Genomic DNA, 10,271 nt, shown 5'->3' on the forward strand with positions numbered 1-10,271 from the left:
ATCGTTTGGGTGTCCTGCCATACCCAGGAGGTATCATGGAACTGCGTCACTTGCGCTATTTCTGCGTCGTGGCCGATGAGCTGAACCTGACCCGGGCGGCGCAGCGCCTACACATGGCCCAGCCGCCCTTAACAAGGCAAATCAAGCAGTTGGAAGACGAAATTGGCGTTACGCTGTTCGAGAGGAGTCGACGCGGGCTGACCCTGACCACGGCGGGCCAGTTCTTCTATGAGCATACCTTGCAGGTAATGGAAAAACTCGACACGACAGTCACGGCTACCCGGCGCATTGCGCGCAGTAACCTGTTGATGTTCGGGATAGGTTTCGTCCCTTCGCTGTTCTATGGCCAACTGCCGCTGCTGGTACGCGGTTTGAGACAAAAGGATAATGTCGAGCTGTCGCTGGTCGAGCTGACCACGGTGCAACAGATCCAGGCGCTCAAGGCCGGACGCATCGACATCGGTTTCGGCCGCCTGCAGATCGACGATCCGGACGTGGAGCAGGAGATCCTGTTCGAGGAGCCGATCATCGCCGCGCTGCCGGCCGGGCATCCCTTGGAAAACAGCCAGCCGACCCTGGCCGAGCTGGCCAGGTATCCACTGATTCTGTTTCCGGCATCGCCCAGGCCGAGCCTTGCCGACGTCACGCTGGGTCTGTTCCGGCGCCGCGGGCTCAAGGTCAGCGTGGCTCAGGAGGCCAACGAACTGCAGACGGCACTCGGCCTGGTGGCCTCGGACCTGGGTATCACCCTGGTCCCCGAGCAGGTCGGTCGGCTCAAGCGCGACAACATCGTCTACGTGCCGCTCGCCGAGAAGCACATCACCACGCCGATCATCTGCAGTCGCCGCCGCGGCGAGCCGCCCTCGCCGGTCATGCAGGAGGCCAATGCCATCCTCGAGGTTCTGGTCGAGAACCGACGCAGCGGCCGATACCCCTGACAAGACGTGTCCATGACTCGATATGAACTATCGATGTCGGACCGGAAACGGTGCCAACCAATAGGTGACCATGACGCGTCTGCCTTACGATGACAGACGGGAGCATTGCCTGAACCAACTAACAGAGGAGCCTCGCAGTGGCAGGATGGGTTTATTGGCTGGACCTGGCGGGCGTGATCGTCTTTGCGCTCTCGGGAGTGATCATTGCCTGCCGCTCGAGGATGGACCCCTTCGGCATGCTGGTGCTGGCGGCAGTGACCGGCATCGGCGGCGGCACGCTACGCGATCTGCTGCTCGGCGTGCGCCCGGTGTTCTGGGTCAACGAGCCGACCTACCTGTGGGTGATCATCGTCACCGTCACGCTATCGATCGTGGGCTTTCATTACATTCACCGGCTGTCGCGCGTCGTGCTGCCGGTGCTGGATGCCTTCGGCCTGGCGCTGTTCTCGATCATCGGTGCCCACAAGGCGCTGACGCTGGGCCATGCCGGTATCGTCGCGGTGCTGATGGGGCTATTGACCGGCGTTGCGGGCGGCATGCTGCGCGACGTCCTGGCCCGTCGCGTGCCGATGGTCCTGCGTCAGGAAATCTACGCCACCGCCTCCATCGCGGGCGCCTGCACCTACGTCGTGCTGAGCGACCTGGCTATCCATGCCTACCTGACCAGTACCCTGGGCATTCTAGTGACTCTGGGATTGCGCCTGAGCGCCATCTATTGGCACCTTTCCCTGCCGGTGTTTGCCTGGATCACCACACCATCCGCGCCAGCGCCGCCCCAAGCCGCTGACGACGCGACCGGGACAGGCAACGAACCGCTCAGTCAACGCCGCTCGAAAACTCGCGTGCGCATGATTCCCCCGGGACGGCGTCGCAGATAACTTCGTCCGGCATCACGACGAAAAACGCCGCCACCCTCTCGGGTGGCGGCGTCTTGTCCTGGTCTTGCGTTCGAGAATGATCAGGCCAGGCGCGTTAACCAGCCATGAACGTCTTCACTGCGTCCGTACTGGATATCCAGCAATTGCTTGCGCAGGGAGCGGCCGACTTCGCCCCCATTCTCGCTGGTACAGACGATGCGCTCGTGCTCGCTGACCAGCTGGCCGATCGGTGTGATGACGGCAGCCGTGCCGCAGGCGAAGACCTCGGTGATCTCGCCGGAGGCCACGCCCTCGCGCCACTCGTCGATGCTGATCTGGCGCTCTTCGGGCTTGAGCCCGGCATCCTTGGCCAATTGCAGTACCGAGTCGCGGGTCACACCCTCGAGGATGGTGCCGGTCAATGCCGGGGTCACGATGCGCCCGTCCTTGAACACGAAGAACAGGTTCATGCCGCCGAGTTCCTCGACCCACTTGTTCTCCACGGCATCCAGGAACGCGACCTGATCGCACTGGTGAGACTCGGCCTCCTTCTGGGCGGCCAGCGATGCCGCATAGTTGCCGCCACACTTGGCGAAGCCGGTACCGCCGGGCGCGGCACGGTTATAGGTCGAGGAGAGCCAGATCGACACGGGCTTGATGCCGCCCTTGAAATAGGAGGCGACGGGCGAAGCGATGACGTAGTAGTCGACTTCCTTGGACGGCCGCACGCCGAGAAACTTCTCGCTGGCGATCATGAACGGACGCAGGTACAGGCTCGATTCGTCGGCTTCGCTCGCCGGTGTCGGCACCCAGTCGATATCCTGGGCCACCAGGGCTTTCAGCGAGCCAACGAACGTCTCGGTGTCGAGTTCGGGTAGCGCCAGGCGACGCGCCGAGGCACGAAAGCGTGCGGCGTTCTTCTCGGGACGAAAGGCCCATACCGAGCCATCGGCGTGGCGGTAGGCCTTGATGCCCTCGAAGATTTCCTGGGCGTAGTGCAACACCGAAGCGGCAGGATCCAGCGTCAGCGGCCCGTAGGGACGCACCTCGGCGTTATGCCAGTCGTCGCTCGCCGTCCAACGCACATGCGCCATGTGGTCGGTGAAGAAACGGCCGAACCCGGGGTTGGCCAGGATTTCCTCGCGCACACGGGCATCGGTCGGGTTGGCATTCGGAATCAAGCTAAAGCCTGCTGTGGCCACGGGTATCGCTCTCCAGTACTGAATGGCGGAAACGCTGAAATTCGGCGTGAACTAAACGCTAATCATGACACGAATGCTCGATGCCGAGGAAGCCTGCAAGCAGTTTTGAGGAGCGGGCTAACAGGTAGCCCCTAATTCCGCCAGCCATACGAAAATGCGCTGCGACCGACGGGTCGCAGCGCATTCCAAGGCATCTGGCAGCGCTGTTCAGAAATCGAAGAACACTGTCTCGCCTTCACCACGAATACGAATGTCGAAGCGATAGCGCACCTTGCCGTTTTCGCCCTCTTCGCGTCTGGCGATCAATGTACGGCGACGGCTCTCGGACTCCACGGCATTGAGCACCGGGCAAGCCGCGTTGGCCTCGGCCTCGTCGTCGAAGTACAGGCGCGTGTTCAGTTGCATGTTGATGCCGCGGGCGAACACCGCCAGGTTGATGTGCGGCGCCATGGGCTTGCCATTCGCGGCGTTGACGATACCCGGCTTGACGGTGATCAGCGACCACTCGCCGCCGGATTCCACCGTCGTCGCAGACCGCCCGAAGCTGTTGAACGGCTTCTCGAGATCGTAATCGCACTGGTATTCGCCGTTGGCATCGGCCTGCCAGGCCTCGATGAAGGTGTCGCGTATCAGATCGCCGCTACCGTCGATCACGCTGCCCACCACCTCGATGTGCTGGCCGTCGGCCTCTGGCGTGGCCATGCGGTTCCAGATCTCTTCCTGACGTGGCGGTAGCCCGGCAATACTCAGGGCCAGGCCGATGTGTACGTACGGCCCGGCGGTCTGCGAGGCGGTTTCACGCAGCATGAGTTCGGTGGTCGGCGTTGAGTTCGGCTGTTTCATGACATTCCCCTCACACGTTCTCGAAGTAGGTCTGCAGTTCGCCACGCGTCACGATGTCGAAGCGATAGGCCAGGCTATCCATCGGCCGGCTATGGGCCATGTCGAGGCGACCGACCATGGTCTGCACGGCTTCCGGGTCGTTGAGGGTGCGCACGATGGGGCAGATCGGAATCAGCGGATCGCCTTCGAAGTACATCTGGGTAATCAGACGTGTGGAAATCGACGGTCCCATCACCGAGACGTGGATATGCGACGGACGCCAGGTGTTGATGCCGTTCGGCCACGGGTAAGGACCGGGCTTGATGGTGCGGAAACGGTACCAGCCATCCTCGTCGGTCAGGCAACGGCCCACCCCGCCGAAGTTGGGGTCGAGCGGCGCCAGGTACTGGTCCTTCTTGTGGCGATAACGGCCGCCGGCGTTGGCTTGCCACATCTCGACCAGGGTGTGCGGCACCGGCTTGCCGAACTGGTCGGTGACGCGACCGAACATGATGATGCGCTCACCCACCGGCAAACCGTCCTGGCCGTTACCCTCGCGGTAATTGAGCAGCAGGTCGTTGTCGTGCGGTCCCATGCGCAGATGCTGGAAATCGGGTCCGCTGAGTTCGGAAATCGTCGGTGACTGCAGACTGACCAGCGGCAGGCTGGGCGAGCGGGCCACGGCCGTTTTGTAGCCGGGTGTATAGGCAACGGGATGCCAGGTGCGGTCGCGCTCGACGAAGCGCTTGCCCTTGTTGAGCGGCATGGGGTTATCTCCTTTGAGTGCCTTTGTTATGCGGCACATTGTCGCCCACTGGGGAGATTAACCAAGTGAAAAGTCACCCATCTTACATAACCTATGGGTTATGTCCTATCCGGATCATGCCGTTCGGCCTGCCCGTCCAACGCAACTATTTCATGGCGTCACGGTCAGTAACGCGTATACGGTTCTACCCCGGAGTTCTGCCATGCTGATCCGCTCACGCCACCGCCTTTCCCTTGGCGAGAACGACGTCACCCCCGAGTCGATCTATCTGTCGCGTCGCAAGTTTATGAGCGGTGTCGTCGGGCTAGGGCTGGCAGCCAGTCTGCCGCGTGCCGCCCTGGCCGGCCCCGACTACGAAGACGTAACCAAGGCAAAAGGCCCCGAATGGTTCGAGGCCCAGTTGGCCGACACCCGCTGGAACGCGATCACGGCAGAGGACAAGGTCACGCCGTTCGACGATGCGACCCACTACAACAACTTCTACGAGTTCGGCAGCGACAAGAGCGACCCGGCGCGCTATGCCGGTCAGCTCAAGACCGTGCCGTGGACGGTGGCCGTAGACGGCGAGGTGGGCAAGCCTGGCCAGTATGCGCTCGAGGATCTGATTACGCCGAGTCGCTTCGAGGAGCGCATCTATCGACTGCGCTGCGTCGAGGCCTGGTCGATGGTGATCCCCTGGCTGGGCATTCCTCTGGCCGATGTGATCAAGCGTGCCGAGCCTACCGGCAAGGCCAAGTACGTGCGCTTCGAAACACTCGAGGACCCCAAGCAGATGCCCGGTCAGGCATCGCGTTTCGGACTGATCGACTGGCCCTATCGCGAAGGCCTGCGCATGGATGAGGCAATGCATCCGCTCGCCTTCCTGGCCGTCGGCATGTACGGACGCGTGCTGCCCAACCAGAACGGGGCGCCGCTCCGCCTGGTAGTCCCCTGGAAGTACGGCTTCAAGAGCATCAAATCGATCGTACGCGTCTCGCTGGTCGAGTCCCAGCCCGAGACGTCGTGGCACATGCTGGCCCCCAACGAGTACGGCTTCTATGCCAACGTCAATCCCGAGGTCGACCATCCGCGCTGGAGCCAGGCTACCGAACGCCGCCTACCCAACAGCCTGTTCAATCCCAACGTCATCGACACCCTGCCTTTCAACGGCTATGCCGAGGAGGTCGCAGGGCTCTATCAGGGCATGGATCTACGGAAGTTCTATTGATGGCAGGACAATCCCGGCACATTCTCGCCTGGCGTCTGCTGGTCTTCGTGGCTGCGCTAGCGCCGATCCTCTGGTGGTCCTACCACGTCGCAATCGGCGCTGCAGGACCCGAGCCCGGACGCTACCTGCTGCTCAATCTGGGCCAGGGCGCACTCATCCTGCTGCTGTGCACGTTGAGCCTGACGCCACTGACGCGGCTGACACGTTGGAAGGGCTTCAGCGTGATCCGCCGCCAGTTGGGGTTGTGGACGTTCGGCTACGGCGTGCTGCACCTGCTCTGCTACCTGCTGTTCATCCTCGGACTCAACTGGACGGCACTCGGCGAGGACCTGCAGAAGCGTCCCTACATCATCGTTGGCGCCCTGGCACTGCTGATCCTGCTGGCCCTGGCAGTGACCTCCAACCGCTACGCCATGCGCAAATTGGGCAAGCGCTGGAAGCCACTGCACAAGGCGGTCTATCTGGTGTTGGCGCTGGTGCTACTGCATTTCCTGTGGATCGTACGCGCGGACCTGACGGAGTGGAGCGTTTACGCCGCGGTTGCCTTGGCGCTGATGCTACTGCGCATCCCCACGGTCGCCCGACGCCTGTCGCGGCTAGGTGGGCAAATGAGGCATGTCCGAGCCTGACCCGGCTCGATCAACGCATTATCTTGAAACGAATGCTCAGGGGTCGCGCTTGCCCGCCAGGTTCCGCAACTGCTCGATCAGGCGTTCGGCCGCCGGCGATAACGCCCGGGTCGCATTGATGCACAACCCGACCGAGCCGCCATGTGCCTCGATATCGATAGGCAAGCGGATCAGGCGTCCCTCGGCCAGATCGCTGCGCACGGCATCCAGCGGCGCGACCCACAACGCGTCGGTGCGCTGCACGTAGCGGCGGCTCAAGGTCAGCGATAGCGTTTCCAGTGCGATGGGCGGCGGCGGGCCGCCCTGCTCGACCCAGAAGCGTTCGACCTGCTCGCGCAGCGTGGTTGGCGCCGGTGGCACCACCCAGGGATAGTCGCCCAGCAGGTCGGCACTCGACTGCGTACGCGGCAGGCTCGCCAGGGCGTGCCCGGCGCGAGCCATCAGCACCAGCGGTTCGTGGTAGAGATGCTCGAAGCTGAACCCCCGGCTCTCCCGCGCCTCGCTCATGCGCCCGACGACCAGATCCAACTCCCCCAGCCCGAGCTGCGAAAGCAGATAGGCACTCGGCCCCGAATGCACTTGTAGACGTATGTCGGGAAAGTGTTCATGCAACGCCTGGGCGGCCTGCGGCAGCAGCCCCTCCTCCACCGTCGACAGTGCGCCGATCCGCACCACTGCTTCGCCACTTGCCGGCTGGCGTACGGCGGCCAGTCCCTCCTGGAGCAGATTGATTGCCGGCCCGGCGTGACGCAGCAGGGCCATGCCCGAGGGAGTCAGCGTTACCCCACGTGGCCCGCGCTCGAACAATGATGCGGCGACCGCCTCTTCCAGTTCACGGATGGTCTTGGACATGGCCGGCTGGGTAATGGCCAGGGTATCGGCCGCCCGGGCGAAACTGCGCTGCCGGGCGACTTCCAGAAAGGCCTGCAAATGACGCAGCTTGATGCGAGGGTTGAGCATGATCAGCTCGCCAACAGGCGCCGCGTACCCAGCATCGCAACGACGCTCACCGCCAGCGTGGGCAAAAATGCCAGCGCCACATGACCGCTGACATCGTTGAGCCAGCCACCCAGCACAGTAATCGCGAAGACCAGCAGATAACCGAAGAACAGCATACCGCTCATCAGGCGTGGCAACTGCTCGACGCTGACCAGCCAGGCAGGCAGTGCCAGTACGAAAATGAACAGTGAGCTGGTGAAGAACCCGAACACACCGGCAGACCAGACAATGCTTTCTCCGGGCGATGCCAGCATGACCGGGATCGCGACCAGCGCGCACAGGGTAATCACGATCAACGGCCAGCGCTTGCCCAGTAGACGGTCGGCCCAGATCACCAGCAGCGCCGAGGACAGCATCTGTGCGGCGTTGAGCGACGCCAGACTGGGATCGAGCAGAGCCAGGCGCTGGCTGCCTTCGAGAATCGGCGGTAGAAAAACGTTGCCACAGAAATACAGCGCCGCGGCAGAGCCCAGCAGCCACACGAGCCGCCACATGCGTCTGTCATGCACGTCGGGCAGCGTCAGTCCGCCCCGGCCGGCCGATGTCCCGGCTGCCATCGGCAGCGCCTTGCCCGCCAATGACAGAACCAGCATCAGCAGCGGCACCGGTGCCACCCACAACGCAAAGGCCCACTGCCAGTCCTCCTGAAGCCAGGCGGCTACCAGCGGCCCGGTAGCACCGGCAGCGAGCAGCTCGCCAACCAGCAGGCCATTGGTGTAGATCGCCGAGGCACGTCCGACACGCCCTGGCACCCACAGTTTGGCGAGCACCGGAATGGCCGTCTGCATGAAGGCAATGCCTGCGCCCATCACTACAGTGGCCAGCAGGAACGGCAGGAAACCTTCCGGCATGGAACGCAGCGCGCTGCCCAGCGCCATGATCGCCAGCCCCCCTAGCATGCAGGCACGTGCACCCAAACGTGCCAGCAGCCAACCCGCTGCCAGCGCACCGCAGGCCAGCGTGACCAGCGGTAGGCTGGTAGCGATCGCCACGTCACCGCTGGAAAAACCCAGCACGCGCTTCAGTTGCGGAATCAGTGGCGGCACGATCAGGATCGACAGGCGTAGATAGAGCCCCAGACACCATAGCAAGCCATAGGCGAGCCAGCGCTCGCCGGTGTTTTCCGTATCGATTGCGCCCTCGAAGGTGCGGGACGTCATACCGTGTTCCTTGTGTCAAAAATCAACGCAGGCCTACCCCCACGGCCCCCGTCCCGTCGAGGGAGGCATCAGGAGATGACCGTCGCGCCGTCCGTTGCCTCTTTCAGTACCTGGCGAATCGCCTCGGCAACGATATCCGGATGATCCTCCGGATTGAAGTGTCGTGCACCGGGGATCACCTCAACGGCTGGCGCGCCGAGCAACATGGCCAGCCGCTCCGCCGAGTCTACGCTCAACGGATCCTTCTCGCCCCAGACAATGCGCACCGGCAGCTCCGGCCGGGTTTCCAGCCGCGTGGCGACTTCCAGCGTATCGGCGGCACTCAGATAACGTGCCTGGTTGGCGAAGCCGGCCGGCCCCGTTGGACGGCTGTAAGGCTCCCACAACAGCGCCGCCGACTCCATGCCGCGCCCGGCGTCATCATGGCCGAGATCTCGAATTCCGGTATGGAACAGCGGCTTGAGTGCGGCCGGCGGCAGCATGTCGACCATCGACTGGCTCTGCTGCACCAGTTTCATCATCGGCACCGGCCAGTTGTCGAAGGCCACCGAGTCCACCAGTACCAGACCGGCAAAGCGCTCGGGATGGGCGGCAAGCAGCGCCTGGACCACGCCGCCACCGACATCGTGCCCGACGAAGACCGCCCGCTCGATGCCCTGCGCCTCGAGCCAGGCCTGCAGATACTCCGCCTGGGCGGGAATCGAGATGTCCCGTCCCAAGCCTTCATCGATCGAGTAGCCATAGCCGACCATCTCCCAGGCCAGCCGGGGCGAACCCGAATCCTCGAGCTGCGGAATCACGTAGCGCCAGATACGCGGATTGGTCGGAATACCATGCACCATGACGATGGGCAACTCGCCCGAGGTGCGTTCGCCGTGCTCCTCCCAGCGCATCAGGATCCCTGCCACCAGCGCACTACGCGACAGTGCCGGTGCGACGGGCACGTCATCGGTCCCATAACGACGCGCCTTGAGCGTCTGGCGTTTCTGATAGGCAGCGTAGGCGAACCAGGCGGCCGTACCCAGCAGGGCCAGCCGACCGAGGCCCGACGACTTGCGAGAACGTACGTTGTCCATAACGACTCCTGAGCATGACGGTGTACCGAAAAGGTCCCGCCGGGCGCGGGACCTGTCGTCAGCTTAGGCCTTGTCTCACACTGCTGCGCAATACCCGGTGTTTCACCGCCTCAGCTCGGCGCTTGAATGGGACCGCTCAAATGGGATAGTGGCGCGGGCCGAGCTGCAGGGTCATCCAGCGCAATTCGGTGAACTCCTCGATCCCCGCCTTGCCGCCGAAGCGCCCGTAACCGCTGGCCTTGACCCCGCCGAACGGCATCTGCGGCTCGTCGTGCACGGTCGGCGCATTGATGTGGCAAATGCCCGACTCGATCTGTCCGGCTACACGCATCGCCCGCGCCGTGTCGCGGCTGAATACCGCCGCCGACAGGCCGTACTCGCTGTCGTTGGCCACGCGGACCGCCTCGGCCTCGTCGGCCACGCGCATCATCGCCACCACCGGCCCGAAGGACTCCTCGCGGTACAGGCGCATGGTCTCGGTCACGCCGTCGATCAGGGTCGGCTGCATGATCACGCCGTCGGCCTTGCCGCCCGTCGCCAGGCGGGCGCCCTTGGCCACGGCATCGTCGATCAGCGCATTGAGCTTCTCGCCCGATTCGCGGTTGATCAGCGTGC

The 10,271-nt window shown here is 63.6% G+C and carries 11 protein-coding genes; 4 read left to right on the top strand and 7 right to left on the bottom strand.

Annotated elements, in window-relative coordinates:
- Positions 1–35 precede the first annotated feature (35 nt).
- Entirely contained in the window at positions 36–938 is a 903-nt protein-coding gene (locus MHM84_RS16140) for a LysR family transcriptional regulator (protein WP_239267382.1), read from the top strand.
- Between the two features lie 137 nt (positions 939–1,075).
- On the top strand, positions 1,076–1,816 hold the full coding sequence (locus MHM84_RS16145; RefSeq protein ID WP_239267383.1) for a trimeric intracellular cation channel family protein: 741 nt from the start codon (positions 1,076–1,078) through the stop codon (positions 1,814–1,816).
- An 80-nt stretch (positions 1,817–1,896) separates the two neighbouring features.
- Here the strand turns inward: MHM84_RS16145 and MHM84_RS16150 are convergent, their stop codons facing one another.
- From MHM84_RS16150 to pcaH, 3 genes are all read right to left on the bottom strand, one after another.
- Entirely contained in the window at positions 1,897–2,997 is a 1,101-nt protein-coding gene (locus tag MHM84_RS16150; RefSeq protein ID WP_239267384.1) for a branched-chain amino acid aminotransferase, read from the bottom strand.
- A 207-nt stretch (positions 2,998–3,204) separates the two neighbouring features.
- Positions 3,205–3,840, bottom strand: coding sequence for a protocatechuate 3,4-dioxygenase subunit alpha (gene pcaG / locus MHM84_RS16155; RefSeq protein WP_239267385.1), 636 nt, complete (start codon positions 3,838–3,840; stop codon positions 3,205–3,207).
- A 10-nt stretch (positions 3,841–3,850) separates the two neighbouring features.
- A complete protein-coding gene (pcaH, locus tag MHM84_RS16160; RefSeq protein WP_239267386.1) occupies positions 3,851–4,585 on the bottom strand; it encodes a protocatechuate 3,4-dioxygenase subunit beta in 735 nt (244 codons plus the stop codon).
- Positions 4,586–4,787: 202 nt separating this feature from the next.
- On the opposite strand from pcaH, the gene msrP reads away from it, so the two are divergent.
- Together msrP and msrQ are read left to right on the top strand one after the other, a co-directional pair.
- Complete coding sequence (gene msrP, locus MHM84_RS16165; protein WP_239267387.1) at positions 4,788–5,792, top strand: protein-methionine-sulfoxide reductase catalytic subunit MsrP; 1,005 nt, start codon at positions 4,788–4,790, stop codon at positions 5,790–5,792.
- Positions 5,792–6,421 (top strand): protein-methionine-sulfoxide reductase heme-binding subunit MsrQ, encoded by a 630-nt coding sequence (gene msrQ / locus MHM84_RS16170; protein ID WP_239267388.1) that lies wholly within the window; start codon positions 5,792–5,794, stop codon positions 6,419–6,421. The genes msrP and msrQ overlap by 1 nt, the downstream gene beginning before the upstream one ends.
- A gap of 36 nt (positions 6,422–6,457) precedes the next feature.
- Here the strand turns inward: msrQ and pcaQ are convergent, their stop codons facing one another.
- The 4 genes from pcaQ to MHM84_RS16190 all read right to left on the bottom strand — a co-directional run.
- Positions 6,458–7,381 carry a pca operon transcription factor PcaQ gene (gene pcaQ / locus MHM84_RS16175; RefSeq protein WP_239267389.1) on the bottom strand — a complete coding sequence of 308 codons (924 nt, stop codon included), beginning with the start codon at positions 7,379–7,381 and terminating at the stop codon, positions 6,458–6,460.
- A 2-nt stretch (positions 7,382–7,383) separates the two neighbouring features.
- Positions 7,384–8,580, bottom strand: a complete 1,197-nt coding sequence (locus MHM84_RS16180) for an MFS transporter (protein ID WP_239267390.1) — start codon at positions 8,578–8,580, stop codon at positions 7,384–7,386.
- A 68-nt stretch (positions 8,581–8,648) separates the two neighbouring features.
- Positions 8,649–9,656 (bottom strand): alpha/beta hydrolase, encoded by a 1,008-nt coding sequence (locus MHM84_RS16185; protein WP_239267391.1) that lies wholly within the window; start codon positions 9,654–9,656, stop codon positions 8,649–8,651.
- 136 nt (positions 9,657–9,792) lie between these two features.
- Positions 9,793–10,271: aldehyde dehydrogenase family protein (locus MHM84_RS16190; RefSeq protein ID WP_239267392.1), on the bottom strand; the 479-nt coding region annotated here is incomplete at its 5' end.

The sequence above is a fragment of the Halomonas sp. McH1-25 genome, assembly GCF_022348165.1.
Classification (GTDB): domain Bacteria; phylum Pseudomonadota; class Gammaproteobacteria; order Pseudomonadales; family Halomonadaceae; genus Modicisalibacter.

Excerpts from the sequence above, each read along its gene's own strand:
- MHM84_RS16180 (WP_239267390.1), bottom strand. The coding sequence starts at position 8,580 with ATGACGTCCCGCACCTTCGAGGGCGCAATCGATACGGAAAACACCGGC.
- msrQ (WP_239267388.1), top strand. The coding sequence starts at position 5,792 with ATGGCAGGACAATCCCGGCACATTCTCGCCTGGCGTCTGCTGGTCTTC.
- pcaG (WP_239267385.1), bottom strand. The coding sequence starts at position 3,840 with ATGAAACAGCCGAACTCAACGCCGACCACCGAACTCATGCTGCGTGAA.
- MHM84_RS16185 (WP_239267391.1), bottom strand. The coding sequence starts at position 9,656 with ATGGACAACGTACGTTCTCGCAAGTCGTCGGGCCTCGGTCGGCTGGCC.
- msrP (WP_239267387.1), top strand. The coding sequence starts at position 4,788 with ATGCTGATCCGCTCACGCCACCGCCTTTCCCTTGGCGAGAACGACGTC.
- pcaQ (WP_239267389.1), bottom strand. The coding sequence starts at position 7,381 with ATGCTCAACCCTCGCATCAAGCTGCGTCATTTGCAGGCCTTTCTGGAA.
- pcaH (WP_239267386.1), bottom strand. The coding sequence starts at position 4,585 with ATGCCGCTCAACAAGGGCAAGCGCTTCGTCGAGCGCGACCGCACCTGG.
- MHM84_RS16140 (WP_239267382.1), top strand. The coding sequence starts at position 36 with ATGGAACTGCGTCACTTGCGCTATTTCTGCGTCGTGGCCGATGAGCTG.